The organism is Flavobacterium sp. 38-13 (genome assembly GCF_001899155.1).
GTDB classification, from domain to species: domain Bacteria; phylum Bacteroidota; class Bacteroidia; order Flavobacteriales; family Flavobacteriaceae; genus Flavobacterium; species Flavobacterium lindanitolerans.
This window is the reverse complement of record NZ_MKVG01000012.1, coordinates 193,135-212,658: the sequence shown is the minus strand read 5'-3', so window position 1 is coordinate 212,658 and position 19,524 is coordinate 193,135. Positions and strand designations below refer to the sequence as shown.

Here is a 19,524-nt window from a genome sequence, read left to right as displayed (position 1 = left end):
AGAATTTAATTCTGGCTTTTTTATTATCTCTTCCCTTCACATTCCGCAAAAAACTGTTCTAAGAACTTTTCCATATAGGTATGTCTTTCTTCGGCTATTGCTTTACCGGATTTGGTATTCATCCTGTCTTTCAGCAACAATAGCTTTTCATAAAAATGATTGATTGTAGGTGAAACGGCACTTTTATACTCCTCCTTACTCATGTTCATATTAGGCGCTAATGTCGGGTCATACAGCGCCCTGTTTTTAAATCCGCCGTAATTAAATGCTCTGGCAATTCCTATCGCTCCAATGGCATCCAAACGGTCAGCATCCTGAACAACGTCTAATTCTGTTGAAGAAAATTTACGCTCGAAATTGCCGCCCTTAAAAGAGATATTCTCGATGATGTTTACTACATGAATTATTGTTTCTTCCGGAACATTCTGAGATTCTAAAAACTCCCAGGCCAGTTTAGGCCCGATTGTTTCATCTCCGCCGTGAAATTTGCTATCGGCTATGTCGTGTAGCAAAGCTCCCAAAGCCACGATTGTGATATTACAGTTTTCATCTTTGGCAATGTTCATGGCATTGTTGTACACTCTTTCAATGTGGAACCAATCATGGCCTCCTTCGGCATCTTTAAGTTTTTCTTTTACAAAAGCAATTGTCTTTTCTATTAGTATTTTATCCATAGTTGTGTGAGAAAAAAAATCCTCTCTGTAAAGAAAGGATTTGGTTTATTATCTTAATGTTGCAGGTTCAACCCATTTAAAAATATGCGATTCTGCAGGAATGACCAATCGTTCTGAAATCTTTGCCATTCTTGCCGGAAGCTTCATCAGGTAATCTCTGGCTTTTTCTGCCTCGTCTGTTAATCCTGTAATTTTGCTGATATCCCATTTGTCAATCAGTTTTTGCATAATGTCAATATAATCAGTTGCCGTATATACGCCAATTCTTTGTGCCGAATCTGAAAAAAGTTCAAAAGCGGTGCTTATCTTTTCACCTGATTCTCTTAAAAAATGAGCCGGCATGACAATCTTTTGTTTCATCATGTATTGGAAAGCCAACATCATTTCGCTTGGGTCTACCTGAAAAATTCTGTGTACAAATTCCGAATAGGCATGATGGTGGCGCATTTCATCACCTGCTATCAGCTTGCATAATTTGGAAAGTTTTTTATCTCCAAACTTCTTCGCTATTTGTGAAACCCTGTTGTGCGAAACATAGGTTGCCAATTCCTGGAAACTGGTATAAACAAAATTTTTATAAGGGTCTCTTCCGGTACCAATATCAAATCCGTCATTAATTAAATGCTGTGTCGTCATTTCAATTTCACGCATGTTGACACGTCCGGAAAGGTAAAGGTATTTGTTTAGCAAATCGCCATGACGGTTTTCTTCCCCTGTCCAGCTTCTTACCCATTTTGACCAGCCATTGCCACCTTCGTCAACCTGATTTACGCCTTCCACATCCATCAACCAGGATTCATAAGTTGGAAGTGCTTCTTCTGTAATAGTATCGCCAACTAAAACCACCCAAAAATCATACGGTAGTTCTTTTGCTATTTCTCTTAATTCTTTTACGTCTTCAAAAAAAGTTTCGCTTCGGGAATCAGGCAAAAGGTCAGAAGGCTGCCATATATCCTCCACAGGAATCAAATACTGGTCAACAAATGCATCAATATTTTTCTCTAGAAACTGCATTACTTCTAGACGAATGTTTTTTACAGACATATTTTAATTTTTTATTCCGTCAACTACTGCCTTTTCTGTTTCTTTCATCAACTCATCAAAAGGTACTTCTGCCACAGCAATTGGCTTATGAGCAGTAAAGGTAAGGCGATTTCCTAAACCTACAGGAAAAAAGCCATATTTAACAATTTTCCAAGAGTTGTTTATGGTTATTGGGACTACTACTGCCGAAGGTGCATTTTTGCATAAGATTTTCAATCCTGTCTGTGCAAATTCTTTCGGTTTTCCGGTTTTGCTTCTTGTTCCTTCCGGAAAAATTACTGCTGCCCGATTGTGCTTTTCAATATACTCTCCCAATCCTTTAATGACAGGCAATGCCTGTTTCGGATCTTTTCTGTCGATTAATACAGAGCCTCCATGCCTTAAATTATAAGAAACACTTGGAATTCCCTTGCCTAATTCTTTTTTGCTTACAAATTTCGGGTGGGATTTTCTGAAAAACCAGATTATGGCAACAATATCATACATGCTTTGGTGGTTGGCAACAAAAATTACCGGAACTCCTTTAGGTACCAATTCCCTTCCTTCCACTTTATAGGTTGTTCCCAAAAGATGGGTTGCCCTAAGCAAACATAAATTCAGATAATCGACACTTTTTTTATGTGCCTGGTATCCAAAAAGGTTAAAGCACAGCCATTGGATGGGATGAAAAATCACCAAAATAAGCCCGAAAATCAGATAGTATACAACAGAAATCGGATATGAAATTAGTTTTTCCATAATTGTTATAATTCCCCGCAAAAGTACTAATTATATTTTTGTTTATTTTAATCGAAAAACAGCAAATTTCTAACAAAAAATAACTCTTGCCACGTAGAAAAAAAGAACTATTTTTACGAAAAATAAGTGCCAATTATAAATGGAAGAAAAATGAGTTCAGAGAAAGAAGCCAAATTAAAAGCGTTACAGTTAACGCTTGACAAATTAGATAAAACTTACGGAAAAGGAACCGTAATGAAGCTTGGTGACCAGGCAGTTGAAGAGGTAGAAACGATTCCTTCCGGGTCTTTAGGATTGGATTTGGCTCTTGGAGTTAACGGATATCCTAAAGGAAGAATCATTGAGATTTATGGTCCTGAATCTTCCGGTAAAACAACCCTGACATTGCATGCTATTGCCGAAGCTCAAAAAGCAGGTGGTATTGCTGCTTTTATTGATGCAGAACACGCTTTTGACAGAAATTATGCAGAAAAACTGGGTGTTGATATCGAAAACCTGATTATTTCACAGCCTGACAATGGTGAACAGGCTCTGGAAATTGCAGAAAACCTAATCCGCTCCGGTGCTATTGACATTGTAGTAATTGACTCCGTTGCCGCATTGACTCCAAAAAGTGAGATTGAAGGCGAAATGGGTGATTCAAAAATGGGTCTTCACGCCCGATTAATGTCACAGGCATTGAGAAAATTGACCGGAACTATCAGCAAAACAAATTGTACCGTTTTCTTTATTAACCAACTTCGTGAAAAAATTGGGGTGATGTTTGGAAACCCTGAAACAACAACGGGTGGTAACGCACTTAAATTCTACGCATCTGTTCGTCTTGACATCAGAAGGTCTTCTCAGATTAAAGAAGGTGAAAATGTCATTGGTAACAGAACGAAAGTCAAAGTAGTAAAGAATAAGGTTGCTCCTCCATTCAAAACAGCAGAATTTGACATCATGTATGGCGAAGGCGTTTCAAAAACAGGAGAAATCCTTGATTTGGCAGTAGAATTTGAAGTTGTGAAAAAGTCCGGTTCGTGGTTTAGTTATGGCGACACCAAACTTGGACAAGGTAGAGATGCCGTAAAATCCCTGATTAAGGACAATCCTGAATTAGCGGAAGAATTAGAACAAAAAATCAAATCGCTGATTAAAGAAAATAATGATTAATTAAAAAAACCCGAAAATTTTCGGGTTTTTTTATATCCTAACGCAACCTTTGGCCTATATACACATCTAAACAATAAAGCATAACAGAATACAGAGAATGAAAAAATTAATTTCGATTTTATTTTTAGCAGTCATAACAATCGGTGCGTTTAGTTCCTGCGAATTAAATGATGATAATACTGTTAGTTACCATTTTGAGCTGATTCCTACAGAAAGTGCGGTATTTCCTCAAAGTTTTGTGATTGGAAGAACGTATACTATAAAAGTATATTATAAAAGACCTACCAGCTGTCATTTTTTCGAAGGGTTCTATTACGAAAAAAATTTAAATGTCAGAACAATAGCAGTACAAACAGGCGTACTCAATGCCAGTAATTGTACAGAATTGAATGAAGAGCCAGTAGAAGCAACATTTGATTTTATGCCTACAAACGAGAATACATATATTTTTAAATTTTATAAAGGAAAAGACCAATACGGGCAAAATCTTTTTCTGGAATATGAAATACCGGTAGTGCCAGAATAATTTTTAATTTATAAAGAAAAACTTTTGAGTTTAGAACAACTCATATACGGTTGCAGAGATCATGATACCAAAGCTCAAGAACAATTATATAAGCTATTATCACCCAAATTGTTCAGTGTTTGCTTGAAGTATTCGCGGAATTATGTAGAAGCCGAAGATAATCTTCAGGACGGATTCCTTATTATTTTCAACAAGATAAACCAATTCAATTTCAAAGGGTCTTTTGAAGGTTGGGCAAAAAGGGTAATGGTTAACAATATCCTCCAAAAATACAGAGGGAACTCCGTTTTTGAAATCGTCAATGACACTATTCCTGACGAAGCAGAAGTCGAGATTGATGATGAAAATGTTTCTCTTGAATTTTTGATGAAAATTATACAGGAACTACCTGACAGATACCGATTGGTTTTTAACCTTTATGTAATGGACGGCTATTCACACAAAGAAATTGCCGAAATGCTTGATATCACAACCGGAACAACAAAATCTAATCTTGCACGCGCAAAGATGATTTTAAAAGAAAAAATAGAAGCTCAGGCCGGAAACGGAAATTATACAGCAGCAAAATGAGTGAGAAAAAAAATATAGAACGGCTTTTCCAAGAGAAGTTCAAAGACTTTGAAGCAATACCTTCACCTGAAGTCTGGGACAATATCGAAGCAAAGCTCAAAGAGAAGAAAAAAAGAAGGGTTATTCCATTATGGTTTAAGCTTTCGGGAGTTGCGGCTATATTGCTTATCGGATTCATGATAGGCGACGGAATCATAAACAGCCCAATAAAAACAGATACTGATAACGGAGTCGTTGACCAAAATGCTACGGACGTTGACCGTTCAAAAGATTTGACACCAATGCAAAGCCCAATCAAAAGCAAGGAGGTCGTTACTGAAAATGAAAATGCCGTTACTGAAACTAAGAATACTGATTTAGAAAAAAACAATCCGACACAACAACATAAAAATTCTGAAAATCCAGAGCAGGACCAACTGAACAAGTCAATTATTTCAGGAAAGAATAAGGCCAAAAACACGGCTATCGCCAGTCAGGATAATACTGACCGGGAACGCCTAAAAAATACAGCCGACAAAAATCTTCCTGTTATTACAAATCAAAAAACGAAAACAGAATCCGGACTTGCCAGCCAAGGGCCTGCTCAACAACATAACCGTCCGAAAAATGCCAATCAAAACAAATTCAACGGCAAAAACCAGGAAGATGTTTTTAACAAAGCTGGCATTGCAGATTCCGGAAATAAAGAAAAAAATCAGGCAAAATCAATTATAAACCAGAATTCAAATAAAATTTCAATTCCGGAAAATCGAAACGAAGGAGAAAAACAATTGGCCGTTTCTGAAAAAAAATCAAATGACCTTTTGCGAAAAAACGACAATGTTTCAGAACGCAACAAACAGTCTGACAAAGAGAAAAATAATAATTCCCGAATCGCTTTTGACACCGAAGCATTCGAGAAACAAAAAAAAGATTCGGCAGCTGTTGCTACTGCCGAGCCTAATCCGCTGGAAGAATTGCTAAAAGAAAAAGAAAAAAAACAACAAGCGGTCACAGAAACTAAGGTAAATAGGTGGCAGATTACGTCAAACGTAGCCCCTATTTATTTTAGTTCTGCTTCCAAAGGTTCACCAATTAACCAGCAGTTTGCAGACAACAGCAAAAGCTATGAGAAAAATCTGAGCTATGGTGTTGGTGTTAATTATGCAATAAACAAAAAATGGTCTATCCGCGGAGGTGTGAACAAACTGACTTTAGGTTATAATACAAACAATATTGTTTATTATGCCGGCTTATCGGATGCTGTTGCTAATGGCGAAGTGTTTTCGCCAAGCAACATTCAGGAAAGCAGAAATGTCACGGTAATTGTTGAAGATAATACAGCTGCCAATACGGTATCGTTTGATAATGTTCCGGGCAAAAAGGCTGGCTCGTTAAATCAGACTATGGGTTATGTGGAAGTTCCGGTTGAGCTTTCGTATAAGATTCTGGATGATAAATTTGGTATCTCTTTAATTGGTGGTATGAGCACGTTATTCTTAAATGAAAACAGCCTATCCGTAGTATCTCCGGGTATGTCTACCTCAATTGGAAAAGCATCAAATTTAAATGACGTTTCTTTTACTTCCAATATCGGAATCGGATTCAAATACAAGTTTTGGAAATCATTCGAAGCGAATGTTGAGCCAAAATTAAAGTATCAGATTAATACATTCAGTGAAAATGCTGGTGGATTTAAGCCTTATTTCATAGGCTTATATTCCGGAATCAGCTTTAACTTTTAGATAGTTGGTTTTATAGTTTAGTTAGGTTCGTCATTAAATACGTTAATGACAAAAAAAAGCGTCGTGGTTAGGCGCTTTTTTTGTTACTGAATTTCAAGAGTTGTTTGTAAATGATTTCCCTTACTAATTCTTTTATCTGCTTGATTTCCTTCTTATCTGCATTGTGGCCTTTTGTTTCCACAAAACGATGAATTTTGGCTCGCATGAGGCCTGGGCTCCCACTCAAAAAAGTATAGGAGAATCGTTTTTTATTATCTGCAAAAGTCATAGGAACAATGGGTATCTGATGTTCCAGCGCCAAACGAAAAGCTCCGTCTTTGAATTCATCCAAAAGAACCGACTCATCATCCGGAACGCCTCCTTCCGGGAAAATACAAATACTAAGTCCCTGTGCCAATCGTTTTTGGGCACGGTTGAAAACCTCCATCCTGCTTTTGGAACTGCTTCTGTCAACCAAAATACAGGTCCTTTTGTAAAAGAAACCAAATAACGGAATCTTGACCAGTTCTTTCTTTCCGACAAAAACAAACGGATTGCGTACCAGGGCAAGCATTAACATAATATCCGTCATGGAAGTATGATTGGCCACCAGCATATAACTTTTTCCTTCTTCGAGTTCCTGTTCACGTTCAACCTTATAATGGAAGCCCATTCCGAAAAGGATTATTTTAGCCCAAATTCTGGCCATAACAAAAAAGTAGGGATACCATTTCTCTTTTGAGATAGAAATAAGCAAAAAAGGCAGCATAATAATGATAGGAAGACCCATCAGAATATAGAACCATATCCTCCAAAGAATCCAAAAAACTATTTTAAAAATACGCATGCAGGTGGTGTATCAGAATTATTTATGAGGGCAAAACCTGGTTTTCAAATTTTGTCTCCCAAATGTAAGAATTCAAACCTTACATTTTGCCAAAACATTTACCTTTGCAAAAATTAAGTTATTATGTCAAAAATACTCACAGGTATTCAAAGTACCGGAACGCCGCATTTAGGAAATTTGCTTGGTGCGCTTCTTCCGGCCATCGAATTATCAAACAAGCCGGAAAACGAAACTTTTCTTTTCATTGCCGATTTGCACTCAATCACGCAGATTAAAAATGGAGAAACATTACGTCATAATACGTACAGTACTGCTGCAACGTGGCTTGCCTGTGGAGTTGATGTTAACAGAGTCACTTTTTATCGCCAGTCTGATGTTCCTCAAACAACAGAACTTTCATGGTATCTGAGCTGTTTTTTCCCCTATCAGCGACTAACGTTGGCCCATTCTTTCAAAGATAAGGCTGACCGATTGGATGACGTTAATGCCGGATTGTTTACCTATCCGATGCTTATGGCAGCAGACATTCTTTTGTATGATGCTGAATTCGTTCCTGTTGGAAAAGACCAATTGCAGCATATTGAAATCACACGTGATGTTGCTTCCCGTTTTAACCATCAGATGGGAGAAACTTTCGTAATTCCGGATTCGTATCTTCAAGAAGAGACAAAGTATGTTCCGGGAACAAATGGTGGAAAGATGAGCAAATCGGCCAACAATATCATCAATATTTTTTTAGATGATAAATCGTTGCGTAAACAGGTCATGTCTATCGAAACCGACAGCACTCCTTTGGAAGCTCCGAAAGACACCGAGAACTGTAAAATTTTTGCTATTTATAAACTGATTGCCAATGAAGAACAATTGGCGGCCATGACCGAAAAATATAAAAACGTAAATCGTGATTTTGGTTGGGGCCATGCGAAACAAGCCCTGTTCGAGCTTATTTTGGAAAGATTCAAAGTAGAAAGAGAAAAATACAACTACTATATGAACAATCTGGAAGAGGTGGACAAGGCCCTGCAACAAGGTGCTGAAAAAGCAAGAGCTGTTGCAGACAAAGTTCTGGAAAGAGTCAGAAAAAAATTAGGATATTAATCAAAGCCCCGAACTGTCGGGGCTTTATTTTTAAATAACTTCAAACAATTTGCCTGGCAACGGCCGTACCACTCCTTTGAGTTCCATGTTCAATAACAGGGAAGATATTTTGTGAACAGGGAAATTGCATTCTAAAGCAATAACATCCATCAATTCTTTCTCTTTTGCCTGCAAATAATTATAAACCGTTTGCTCCTCCTTATCCAATTCTACGAATAAGCGTTTCTGCACACTGGTTTTCTGCGTTTCCAAATCCCAGTTAAGCATATAAATCAAATCTGCCGCTGAAGTCAGCAGTTGTGCTTTTTGAGATTTAATCAGGTTGTTGCATCCCTGACTGTATTTGTCCGATGCTTTTCCCGGAAATGCAAAAACATCCCTGTTGTAGTCATTAGCCATGTTGGCTGTAATGAGGGAACCTCCTTTTTCTGCCGATTCAATAACGATAGTTGCTTCGGAAATACCGGCCACAATACGATTTCTACGAATAAAATTTTCCCTGTCAGGATTGGAAGAACTCCAGAAGTCGGTCATAAAACCACCTTTTTCCTGCATCCTGGAAACATATTTTTTATGAGCCTTCGGGTAAATCTGGTTTAGCCCATGGGCGATAATACCAATCGTTTGCAGATTGTGTTCCATTGCTGCCTGATGTGCAATAATGTCAATTCCATAGGCAAAACCACTAACAATAACCGGATTTAGCGGTGCAAGGTCAGAAATCAGCTTTCTGCAACATTCTCCCCCATACGGAGTTGCCTGTCTTGTTCCGACAATGCTTATAATTTTTCGGTTATTGAAATCGAAGTTTCCCGAAGCAAATAATAATATGGGGGCATCGAAACAATGTTTGAGCTTTTCCGGATAATTTTTACTTTGATAAAAAAACACATCGATAGCATTTGACGTGATAAACGCAAGCTCTTTTTCCGCCTTTTTAAAAACCGTCTGGTCTTTGAGATTTCTAATCAAAATACTTCCTATTCCTTCTATACTTTGGAGTTTTGAAGGTTTGGATTGAAAGATTTCTTTGGCATTTCCAAAATGCGCGAGAAGTTTTTTGGCAAGTATGTCGCCTACCGATTCTACTTTTTGTAAGGCTAATAAATAAAATAATTCTTCCTGGTTCATGGCAAATAATTGAATCTCAAATATAAAGACATTTTACTTAGATTGTTAATAAAATTTGTTGATAAAATTTTGACCTGACCAATGAATAAGTAACTTTGTTTCTATGAAGATTGAATTTTACATATCCCAACTTTTATATAGATATCAATGTGTTGCGGTTCCCGGTTTTGGAGCATTCCTTACGGAGATACAACCTGCAAGACTCAATGAAAGTACTATGGCGTTTTATCCGCCCAGAAAAGTGGTTTCTTTTAATTTTCATTTAAAGAATAATGATGGCTTATTGGCAAACCATATTTCGCAGGCCGAAAAAATCTCCTACGAAGATGCTGTAGCCCAAATCGAAACTACTGTTTCAGGATGGAAGCTGGCTTTGCAATTGCACAAATTGCTGGAGTTGAAAAACATTGGCCAATTGTCTTTAAATTCGGAAAACAATATTGTTTTTGAACCGTCAGATAGCCTGAATTACCTTACGAGTTCTTTTGGATTGAGCACTTTTGTTGCTCCAAAAATCCAAAGAGAAGTTTATAAGGAAGAAGTTGAGGCGCTTGAAGAAAAAGCACCAATAATTTTTACTCCGGAACGAAGAAATAGTAGACCTTATCTTAAATATGCCGCTATTTTTGTACTTGGACTTGGAGCAGCAGGTTTCTTTGGAAATGACTATTATCAGAAACAAATTGATTCTGAAAACCTGATTGTACAAAAAACGGTTCAGAAAAAAGTACAGGATAAAATACAGGAAGCTACTTTTTTTATTGAAAGTCCGCTACCTGCCGTAAAGCTGAATATCAAAGAGGAAAAGTTAGCTTATCATATTGTTGCGGGTGCTTTTAGAAATGAAGAAAATGCACAAAAAATATTCGAAAAGCTTAGTGCAAAAGGATATAAGGCAAGAAAAATAGCAAAGAACAAACATGGATTGCATCCTGTTCTTTACGGAAGTTTCTCTAATTATGCCGAAGCCCAAAAAGCAATGTCAAAAATCCAGAAAACAGAAAATCCGGAAGCCTGGCTTCTGATTCAGGAATTATAAGTCCAATCCCGATTCGTTCGGGATTTTTTATTTTTCCCCTAAAAAATTTATTACTGACTATCGGATTTAATTGCTATCTGTTACCTTTGCAAAAAAAACGATGCAAGCGAAAACTCCTTCTGAATCTGTAGCAATTCTAACTGATTTGGTTTTACCGGGCGAAACCAATCCTTTAAACAATCTTTTTGGCGGTGAATTACTGGCACGAATGGACAGAGCGGCAAGCATCGCGGCAAGGAGACATTCGAGACGTATTACTGTTACAGCTTCTGTGAATCACGTGGCATTTAACCGTGCTATTCCTTTGGGCAGCGTTGTGACTATTGAAGCTAAGGTTTCGAGGACTTTTAAAACATCAATGGAGATTTATATTGATGTATGGATTGAAGACCGCGAGTCAGGAATCAAAAACAAGGCAAACGAAGCCATATATACTTTTGTTGCTGTCGATGAAACCGGTCGTCCGGTAGAAGTTCCTGCCATACTTCCTGAAACCGAACTGGAAAAACAGCGTTATGATGCCGCATTGAGACGAAAGCAGCTTAGCCTTGTTCTTGCCGGAAAAATGAAACCAAATGAAGCTACTGAACTAAAAGCATTATTTATAGAATAAAAAAAGGAACCGTTTAGGTTCCTTTTTTATTTGCTTACATATTTGCTAACCAGGCTTGTGGATTTAACGTTGTTGCGTTTTGCATGATTACAAATTTCAAGGCTGTCTTGCCTGCTGCATTGGTTGTTACTTTTCCTATATTCTGCATAGCCGTTACTTTAGTTCCTTTGGAAACGCTCACAGAACTCAGATTCTGGTATACGGTGTAGAAATCTCCATGCTGGACGAACACTACCATGTTGTTTGGAGAAATCAGCTGTACTCTTGTTACTTCACCTGCAAAAACAGAACGTACTGAAGCACCGGAATCTGTCGTAATTTCAACACCGCTACTGTGAACGATAAGTGATTTTTGCAGCGGGTGCGGTTGGTCACCATACCTAAGAGACACAAAGCCTTTTGCAACGGGCCATGATAATTTTCCTTTGTTTGCCTTGAAATTATCCGAAATGATTTTTCCTTCCGGAGTCAATACAATTTTTGAAGAGTTTTCGATGGCTTTTGTTTCTGCAACAGTTGCTTTTGGATTCGCTTTTTTATTTGCTGCAGCTGTTTTTCTGTTGGCTTCGGCAATTGCTTCCCTAATTAACTTGTCAATCTTACGGTCAATTTCACGTGTTTCTTGTTGTTTTTTCTTGATTTCGGCAGTATATTTTTTGACGTCTTTTTTAATAGACTTCATTATTTTTTCCTGCTCTTCCTTATCTTTTTCCAGATTCTGCTTTTCTTTTTCATTTTCGACAATCAGCTTCTGTTTTTCTTTTTTCTGTATGCCTAACTTTTCGTTATAGGCTGCCAGCTCATCTGATTTTACCTTAATCTCTTCTCCCTGATTTTTTCTATAATTTGAATATTGCTTCATGTATTGGGCTCTTTTATAAGCCTGAAGGAAGTTTTTCGAAGAAAGCAAAAACATGGCCCTGCTCTGCTCGGAACGGCTCTTATAGGACTTGACAATCATTTTGGCATAATCCTTTTTAAGCTCATCAAGGTCTTTTTTCAGTCCGTTGATTTTTAACTGATTTGTATAAATGTCATCACTCAATAACTTGGCTTGCTTTTCGGTTGTAGCAATAAGTTTTTCCTGCAGTTTGATTTTTGCAGTCTGCTGGCTAATTTGTGTAACGACCGATTTTTCTTTTTTCTTTTCTGATTGCAAAGCATTTTCTGCTTCCCTGATTTCTTTCTGAAGCTGTGCTTTGCGTTCTTCCAATTTTCTCTGCATATCCGTTTGGCCCCAAACTATTGAAGTGGCCAGCAGCAGAAAAAGAGTAAATATGTTTTTTGACATAATTGGATATGTTTGTGCAAATCTAATCAATATATATTCTTTCATAGCCATCAGGAACACTGTACGGGAAAGTAAGGTTTTCGTTGAATGAAACTGAATTATAATCGATATTAATATTGACTTTCTTACCATTTTGGACTGCATCAATTATAATTTGTGATGGCAATACCATTTCCGGATATTCTTTATGACCGGGATAGAGAATCTGCAATCTCCTGTCTTCTTTTGATTGGGTAACTTCCTGTTTTTTTATCAAGTAATTTGCCGCTTCAAAATAAAAAGCCTTTTCGGTATTCTTATTTGAGGCATCTTGCAGTTTGTACAAGCTTTCGTCAATTGTGGTCGTGTATTTCCCTTTTGTCAGGTCATCCATGGCTTCACCAATAAGCATGTTCTGCACTTTTTGGAAATCCAATTCGGTCCCGAGCCACTTGCTCAGTGTAGAATAATCGCCCTCAAAAAACTTGTTCCCTATCTTTTCATAATATTTTACTTCCTGAGGCGTAATGAGTGCCTTGGCCATGGTAAATCCTAAAAAACGGACACTGATTAAAATCTGTTCGTCTTTCTTGATTCGGATTTCAGCAGAAACGCCCTGTGACATGTGGTCGTCTTTATACTTTGCACTGGCCTTGATATAGGCTGTCGAAAAATTCCTCTTGAGCTTATAATGGTTTTCAATTACTTTTGAAGAGGCGACCATTTCATTGGCTGTTCCTTCTGCAATTACTGCTTTCCTGGCATTGCATGAAAGTAGCATAAGGGCTCCAAAAGTTATGAAGATATATCTTTTCATTATTTTTTCTGTTTTAGTAACTGGTCTGCTTTCTGGAAATAAAATTCCTTCTTCTTCGCATCTCCAAGTCCGTTAAAAGCCTCACCTAATTGGATATTAAAGTTAATTTCCAAATCTCTGTTGTCAACGAGATAGTCCATACCCATTTCCAAAAAGTCTTTGGCTTTTTTATAATTTTTTATCTGGTTGTTCGCCAGTCCCGAGTAATAATAAAAATCCGGTTGCATAGGGAAAAAATCAATCAGGTCTGATGCTTTTTTTGCCAACACATCAAACTGCTTGTTTTCTGTATAGGCCTGCAATAAGAAAATATTAGACTCTACTTCCTGTGGATTATTTTTGGAATAGATTTCCAGATAGTGGATGGCGCGTTCCCAGTTTTTTCTTGCATAAAAAACCTTGCCTACTTCTTTAGTCAGCAGAGCCTGGTCTTCACTACTAAAATAGCCAACGGCCTTATCCAAATCAGTATTGAACTGCGGATTGTTTTTGACAAAAACCAAAAACTCTTTCAGGATTTTGCGTTTTACTTCCGTATCAATCTTCTTGCTTTCCAACACCTTATTCATGGCCGTAACTGCTTTATCTCCATCGTTATTATTAAGATGAAATTTGAAAAGTCCTACCTGGGCAAATTCTGAATCGGGAATTTCTTTTTCTAATTTTTTCGCGATTTCATATGCCTTTTCTTCCTGATTGCTTTCCGAATAAAGATAAATCAGGGCAATGTATTTTGACTCGTCTTTTGGATTTTTTTTAATGGCTTCCAAAAGCTGGTCTTTTTCTCCAATGCGGTACTTTGAATCTTTCAGGATTTGCTGCTTATAGGCATTTCTCTGAGGGGTTTCACCAACCGTATCATCCAAATCTTTTATGAGCGCCAAGGCCTTGTCATATTGGTCTGTATACATGTAAAGCGAGGTCAGGTCCTCTTTATATTTTATATCAAGCCCAATTAATTTATTGACAACAACTATTGCCTGTGTATAATCTTTTGTCTGGTAGCACACATCATACATTCCAACATAGAACCATTTATTTTTAGGGTCTATGAGGGAAGCCTGTGAAAACGACTCGTATGCTTTTTTATAATCTTTCAGGCTCAGGTAATTTTTACCCAATTCATAATAGACGACCGCATTTTGAGGCTGTAGCTTAAGGCATTTTTCCAAAGCGGCTATAGCTTTGTCATAATTTTCAATGCCTTTCTGCTTTAGTGATTCATAAAAACTATCCTGAAAACCATCTTCTGCCAATGCTATATCGTCCGGCTCAGCCTGGGCAAAAGTTTTGGCCGGAACGCATAACATTCCGAAGAAAAGAAGTGATAAGAGATAACTTTTAATTTTCATATTGGTTTTTTATCAAATTTTATTCCAAAACGGAATAATCGCCTATGCTTATGCTTGTGAAATTTCCGTCAAAGCTGGCGTGGTTTCCAATCATTGCATTATCCAAACTTGCATTTTTTATATGAGAATGCGTTTGAATTAAACTGTTTTTTATGGTACTGTTGATGACGTGACATCCTTTGCCTAAAGATACATTTGGACCAACTGTTGCGTTAATCAGGATTACGTCTTTACCAATATAGCATGGTGGAATGATTGTCGAATTTTCTGTCTTAACATCATAGTCTACCAAATGTTCGCCATCATTATGCAGGAAGCCTAACATTCTTGTATTGGTCTCCACAGTAACATTTTTGTTACCGCAATCCATCCATTCGTCAACTTTTCCCGGAACAAACTTCAATCCTTTCTCTTTCATGTTCTCCAAACCATCCGTCAGTTGGTACTCTCCTCCTTTTACAACATTATTATCCAATAAATATTGCAATTCATTTCTTAAAGTTTCTCCGGATTTGAAATAATAGATACCTATAATTGCCAGGTCAGAGACAAACTCTTTTGGTTTTTCTACAAAATCAACAATTTGATTCTGCCCGTTTAACTGCACAACACCAAAAGCACTCGGGTCGTCAACTTGTTTTACCCAGATTACACTATCTGCCTCTGTGTCCAGGGTAAAATCAGCACGAAAAAGCGTATCGGCATATGCCACCACTATAGGGCCGGTCATTGATTCTTTTGCACTCATAATGGCATGAGCTGTTCCTAATGGCTGTTCCTGATAATAAATTGTGCCTTTGGCCCCCAATTTTTCTGCTATTTCGACCAACTCAACTTCTACCTGCTTTCCAAAATCTCTGTGGATGATAAAGGCTATTTCTTCTATATCCTGATTGATTACACCGGCAATATCTTCAACAAGCCTGTGCACTATTGGCTTTCCGGCTATCGGAATTAGTGGTTTTGGAACTGTTAATGTATGTGGTCTTAAGCGAGAGCCTCGTCCGGCCATAGGAACTATTATCTTCATATAGTTTTCGTATTTTATTTTAAAGTTGGAAATCCAACCATGTTTGTTTTATTTATTTTACTCCTGTGCTTCCAAATCCGCCTTCCCCTCTTGATGTTTCAGACAGTTCATCTGCTTCCAGCCAGACTGCTCTTTCATGTTTGGCTATAATGAGTTGGGCAATTCTTTCGCCGTTTTCGATTACAAAAGCTTCATTTGATAAATTTACTAAAATCACTCCAATCTCACCACGATAATCGGCATCGACTGTTCCTGGAGAATTGAGTACGGTTATTCCTTTCTTTGCAGCTAATCCGCTACGTGGACGTACCTGTGCTTCATAACCAATAGGCAATTCTATGAAAAGTCCGGTTTTTACAATAGCTCTTTCTAACGGGCCCAGCGTAATGGGTTCAGAAAGATTAGCTCTCAGGTCCATTCCGGCTGAAGCCAGAGTTTCATAGTTTGGTAACGGATGCTGTGATTTGTTTATGATTTTAATTGTCATCAGATAAAAAGGTAAAATTATTATGTCTTAGGCTTTTCTTTTAATAATGCGAAGAATAGTTTCTTTTTCGTTGTAATATATGAAATACATGAATGCAATCAACATTGGGATTCCCACCCAATAATTTTCACGATATCCGTAAAAATAAATAAATGAGAAAAGAATAGAGATTATCAGATAACCGCCTATTGCTTTTTTATCATACGGAATCGGATAGTATTTATTGCCCCACACATACGATATAAACATCATGCTACCATACGCTGCAATGGTTGCAATTGCCGAACCGTAGTAGCTAAACGGCGGAATGAGCAGGTAATTCAACACCAGGGTTATAATCGCACCAATAATGGAAATATAGGCTCCTATATGCGTTTGGTTGGTAAGTTTGTACCATACAGAAAGATTAGTATAGATACCAAGAAAGAAATTAGCCAAAATAATCAGCGGCACGACTCCCATAGCATCCCAAAATGATGAATCACGAATCATGACTAGCTTTAGTATATCAGCAAAAACAATTACTGCCAATGTCATTAAAGACCCAAATATTACAAAGTATTTTGTAATTGTTGCATATGTCTGTTTTGCATTTTCATTGGAGGCATGGCTAAAAAAGAACGGTTCAATGCCTAAAGTATATGCCGTACGAAACAGTACCATAAAGAGACCTAACTTATAACAAGCGGAATAAATACCTACTTCTGCTTCGGCAATATCTGGCCGAAGCAGGTATTTTAATAATATCTTATCGAATTGGTCATTAATAGCAAAAGCAATACCGGCAATCATGATTGGAAATCCGTAGCGCAACATTTTTTTCCATAGTTGGAAATCAAAATGCCAGCGAACATGCATATAGTTGGGCAAAAATACCAACAAGGTCAGTAAACTTGCGACAATATTGGACACAAAAATATAGCCAACCTGAAAATCCTCAAAATACATGGAGCTTACAAAGCTTTCAGGGTTCTGTTGGGCAATTTTGGGAAGATAAATCAGGAAGAACAGGTTCAATCCTAAATTTACAGCCACATTCCCAATCTTTACCGCGGCATAAAACATTGGCTTCTGTCTGGCCCGCAGCTTCGAAAAAGGAATAATTACCAGGGCATCGAGCACTAATATCCAAATGACATAGGTTACATACTGCACCTCAATATCAATAAATTCTGCTACTGAAGTTCTGAAAAGAAGGGCAAGAACCAGAAAAAGAATACTGGTCCAAAAAATAGAAACGGTTGATGTTTCTACCACTGTTTTTTTATCGTCTTCGGTATTATAAAACCTGAAAAAGGCCGTTTCCATTCCGTAGGCCAGAATGACATTAAAAAAAATAAGATATGCAAAGATAATATTGACCTGACCATATTCTGCTTTTGGTAACAGTTCCGTATAAAGCGGCACCAAAAAAAAGCTAAACATTCTTGGTACAACTGTAGCAAGTCCGTAAATCGCTGTCTGCTTGAAAAGATTTTTGTATAAGCTCAAAATAGGTTTGGTCAAATTTATTTAACAAAAATAGCTAATTCTTTGATTTCAGAATCAATTTTATGTAGCAGTTTCACATAAAATATCAAACAAAAAGGTCGGCAACAATAAGTTGCCGACCTTTTAGAAAATCAGATATTGTGATTATTCTTTAACCAATTTAAAATTGTGTTGTCCGCCTTCAGCAAATAATTTAACTACATAAGTTCCTGCAGAAAGTTTACCGGTATTCAGTTGGAAATCTGACTGCCCTGCTTTTTGTGATAGAACTTCTTGTCCCAAAAGGTTATAAATCTTAACATCTTGTATGTCTGATTTATATTTTATGTTTAATACGTCTTTTGCAGGGTTAGGATATACCGCTAAAGAATTCAAATCGAAAGAGTTTGTACCTAATGCCGCTACATTTACCGTAAAGTCCAATGCTTGTCCATAAGAATCCAAAACTAATTCAAAGTCAGGAAAGTCAAAAGCAATAGCACAAGGTGTAGGATATAATACAATACCTTCCAATTCATCCGTCCAAACCTTAATAACACGGATACGTGTATTACCTACCGTTGCTGTCGAAGGAACCTGTATAGATGTTGAGGCTATAGCATCATCATTTCCCGTAGTACCGGTCAGCTTACCGATATAATAGTACTCTCCTGTATCAGTTAAAAGCCCATTTTGATTCCAATCCACATAAGCAATATATTCATTATCATAATCTCCATGAGAATTCCCTTGTACTTGAATCGTATAAGACTGTCCAGGAGTTACATTCGCAACTGTAGAAGTATGGTTTAAAAGTATTGTCGTCGCATCTGAATTTGTAATAGAAGCGCCTGCAAAATTTACTGAAGTTATTTCTTCCACATCTTCAACAACTGTAATATCACAATAAGGGTTTGGAAAGTTTTGAGCATACGCTCCAGCCCCAAAAAGGGCTAATAAAAAAGTAATTTTTTTCATAATAGATTATTTTGATCAATTACGAATATATAAAAAAAGCCAGCAAATGCTGGCTTTTTATCTAAAATTCATCTTTTTTATGCATTCAAAGCTTCGGCTCCACCAACAATTTCTAAGATTTCGTTGGTAATAGCAGCCTGACGTGCTTTGTTGTATGTCAACTTCAATTGGTTTCTCAATTCCGTCGCATTATCAGTCGCTTTGTGCATTGCTGTCATACGGGCTCCGTGCTCTGAAGCAAAAGAATCTCTGACTGCTTTATACAATTGTGTCTTCAATGAACGTGGAATCAATTCTTCAACGATTTGTTCTTTTGATGGTTCAAAAAGGTAATCTACCTGATTTTTACTTTCTGCCTTTACCGGAACGATTGGTAAAAACTGCTCCGTAATGATAACCTGGGTTGCAGCATTTTTGAATTGGTTATAAACCAGTTCAATCTTATCATAACTTCCCTCAGCATATAGCTTCATCAATTCTTCCGCAATTTCAGCAACATTATGGAAAGTCAAATTGTCGAAAACGCCATTATTATTCATAATTACGTTATTTGTCTTTCTGACAATGTCGTTACCTTTTTTACCGATAGTAACAAAATCAACCTGCTTTCCTGCATAGTTTTGCAAAAGGTTTTTAGTTTCTTTTACAACGTTAGAATTGAATGCACCACACAAACCTCTGTTTGATGTAATCACAACAATAAGAACTTTATTTACAGGTCTTTGGTCAGAATATTTTCCGCCGCTTTCCCCATCAAGTGAAGCGCTAACATTTTGTAGCAATTCAGTTAATTTTTCAGCATAAGGACGCATTGCCGTAATGGCGTCTTGCGCTTTCTTAAGCTTTGCAGCAGAAACCATTTTCATCGCCGATGTAATCTGCATCGTTGATGAAACGGAAGTAATTCTATTACGGATTTCCTTTAAGTTTGCCATTTTTATTAGTCTAAAAGTCCCAAGTCATAAAGACAAAAGTTTATTGA

At 37.3% G+C, this 19,524-nt stretch carries 20 protein-coding genes; 7 read left to right on the top strand and 13 right to left on the bottom strand.

What is annotated here, in order from left to right; genetic code table 11:
- Positions 1–23: 23 nt before the first annotated feature.
- From BGO88_RS07705 to BGO88_RS07695, 3 genes are read right to left on the bottom strand one after another with little or no spacing between them, the layout of a single operon-like run.
- On the bottom strand, positions 24–674 hold the full coding sequence (locus BGO88_RS07705; protein ID WP_286706496.1) for an HD domain-containing protein: 651 nt from the start codon (positions 672–674) through the stop codon (positions 24–26).
- 48 nt (positions 675–722) lie between these two features.
- Complete coding sequence (locus BGO88_RS07700) at positions 723–1,718, bottom strand: acyl-ACP desaturase (RefSeq protein ID WP_286706495.1); 996 nt, start codon at positions 1,716–1,718, stop codon at positions 723–725.
- Positions 1,719–1,721: 3 nt separating this feature from the next.
- On the bottom strand, positions 1,722–2,456 hold the full coding sequence (locus BGO88_RS07695; RefSeq protein WP_056067242.1) for a lysophospholipid acyltransferase family protein: 735 nt from the start codon (positions 2,454–2,456) through the stop codon (positions 1,722–1,724).
- A 150-nt stretch (positions 2,457–2,606) separates the two neighbouring features.
- Here BGO88_RS07695 and recA point away from each other — a divergent pair, with 150 nt between their 5' ends.
- The 4 genes from recA (at position 2,607) to BGO88_RS07675 (ending at position 6,431) form a co-directional block, all read left to right on the top strand.
- Positions 2,607–3,611 (top strand): recombinase RecA, encoded by a 1,005-nt coding sequence (gene recA / locus BGO88_RS07690; RefSeq protein WP_056067240.1) that lies wholly within the window; start codon positions 2,607–2,609, stop codon positions 3,609–3,611.
- Between the two features lie 97 nt (positions 3,612–3,708).
- A complete protein-coding gene (locus BGO88_RS07685; RefSeq protein WP_056067238.1) occupies positions 3,709–4,137 on the top strand; it encodes a hypothetical protein in 429 nt (142 codons plus the stop codon).
- A 24-nt stretch (positions 4,138–4,161) separates the two neighbouring features.
- Positions 4,162–4,707 (top strand): RNA polymerase sigma factor, encoded by a 546-nt coding sequence (locus BGO88_RS07680; protein ID WP_056067236.1) that lies wholly within the window; start codon positions 4,162–4,164, stop codon positions 4,705–4,707.
- Positions 4,704–6,431, top strand: a complete 1,728-nt coding sequence (locus tag BGO88_RS07675; protein ID WP_286706494.1) for a porin family protein — start codon at positions 4,704–4,706, stop codon at positions 6,429–6,431. The genes BGO88_RS07680 and BGO88_RS07675 overlap by 4 nt, the downstream gene beginning before the upstream one ends.
- 67 nt (positions 6,432–6,498) lie before the next feature.
- Here BGO88_RS07675 and BGO88_RS07670 read toward each other — a convergent pair whose 3' ends face one another.
- Positions 6,499–7,257 (bottom strand): lysophospholipid acyltransferase family protein, encoded by a 759-nt coding sequence (locus BGO88_RS07670; protein WP_056067232.1) that lies wholly within the window; start codon positions 7,255–7,257, stop codon positions 6,499–6,501.
- A gap of 123 nt (positions 7,258–7,380) precedes the next feature.
- On the opposite strand from BGO88_RS07670, the gene trpS reads away from it, so the two are divergent.
- Complete coding sequence (gene trpS / locus BGO88_RS07665) at positions 7,381–8,355, top strand: tryptophan--tRNA ligase (protein WP_273237661.1); 975 nt, start codon at positions 7,381–7,383, stop codon at positions 8,353–8,355.
- A 30-nt stretch (positions 8,356–8,385) separates the two neighbouring features.
- On the opposite strand, the gene dprA is transcribed toward trpS, so the two are convergent.
- Positions 8,386–9,486, bottom strand: a complete 1,101-nt coding sequence (dprA, locus tag BGO88_RS07660; protein WP_286706493.1) for a DNA-processing protein DprA — start codon at positions 9,484–9,486, stop codon at positions 8,386–8,388.
- Positions 9,487–9,589: 103 nt separating this feature from the next.
- Between dprA and BGO88_RS07655 the strand changes: the two genes are divergently transcribed.
- Positions 9,590–10,525, top strand: coding sequence for an HU domain-containing protein (locus tag BGO88_RS07655; protein WP_056067224.1), 936 nt, complete (start codon positions 9,590–9,592; stop codon positions 10,523–10,525).
- Between the two features lie 100 nt (positions 10,526–10,625).
- Positions 10,626–11,138 carry an acyl-CoA thioesterase gene (locus BGO88_RS07650; protein ID WP_056067221.1) on the top strand — a complete coding sequence of 171 codons (513 nt, stop codon included), beginning with the start codon at positions 10,626–10,628 and terminating at the stop codon, positions 11,136–11,138.
- 34 nt (positions 11,139–11,172) lie between these two features.
- Here BGO88_RS07650 and BGO88_RS07645 read toward each other — a convergent pair whose 3' ends face one another.
- The 8 genes from BGO88_RS07645 to atpG all read right to left on the bottom strand — a co-directional run bounded on the left by BGO88_RS07645 (position 11,173) and on the right by atpG (position 19,477).
- Positions 11,173–12,429: a murein hydrolase activator EnvC family protein gene (locus BGO88_RS07645; protein ID WP_286706492.1), complete on the bottom strand. Its 1,257-nt coding sequence runs from the start codon at positions 12,427–12,429 to the stop codon at positions 11,173–11,175.
- A 22-nt stretch (positions 12,430–12,451) separates the two neighbouring features.
- Positions 12,452–13,225: a lipoprotein insertase outer membrane protein LolB1 gene (gene lolB1, locus BGO88_RS07640; RefSeq protein WP_056067219.1), complete on the bottom strand. Its 774-nt coding sequence runs from the start codon at positions 13,223–13,225 to the stop codon at positions 12,452–12,454.
- Positions 13,225–14,577 carry a tetratricopeptide repeat protein gene (locus BGO88_RS07635; protein ID WP_286706491.1) on the bottom strand — a complete coding sequence of 451 codons (1,353 nt, stop codon included), beginning with the start codon at positions 14,575–14,577 and terminating at the stop codon, positions 13,225–13,227. Before BGO88_RS07635 ends, lolB1 begins: the two co-directional genes overlap by 1 nt.
- Before the next feature lie 19 nt (positions 14,578–14,596).
- Positions 14,597–15,607, bottom strand: a complete 1,011-nt coding sequence (locus BGO88_RS07630) for a sugar phosphate nucleotidyltransferase (RefSeq protein WP_101470958.1) — start codon at positions 15,605–15,607, stop codon at positions 14,597–14,599.
- Between the two features lie 52 nt (positions 15,608–15,659).
- Positions 15,660–16,094 (bottom strand): dUTP diphosphatase, encoded by a 435-nt coding sequence (gene dut, locus BGO88_RS07625; RefSeq protein ID WP_286706490.1) that lies wholly within the window; start codon positions 16,092–16,094, stop codon positions 15,660–15,662.
- Positions 16,095–16,121: 27 nt separating this feature from the next.
- Complete coding sequence (locus BGO88_RS07620; RefSeq protein ID WP_286706489.1) at positions 16,122–17,585, bottom strand: lipopolysaccharide biosynthesis protein; 1,464 nt, start codon at positions 17,583–17,585, stop codon at positions 16,122–16,124.
- Between the two features lie 144 nt (positions 17,586–17,729).
- Complete coding sequence (locus tag BGO88_RS07615; protein WP_286706488.1) at positions 17,730–18,542, bottom strand: T9SS type A sorting domain-containing protein; 813 nt, start codon at positions 18,540–18,542, stop codon at positions 17,730–17,732.
- A gap of 77 nt (positions 18,543–18,619) precedes the next feature.
- Entirely contained in the window at positions 18,620–19,477 is an 858-nt protein-coding gene (gene atpG, locus BGO88_RS07610) for an ATP synthase F1 subunit gamma (protein WP_056067210.1), read from the bottom strand.
- Positions 19,478–19,524: the final 47 nt, after the last annotated feature.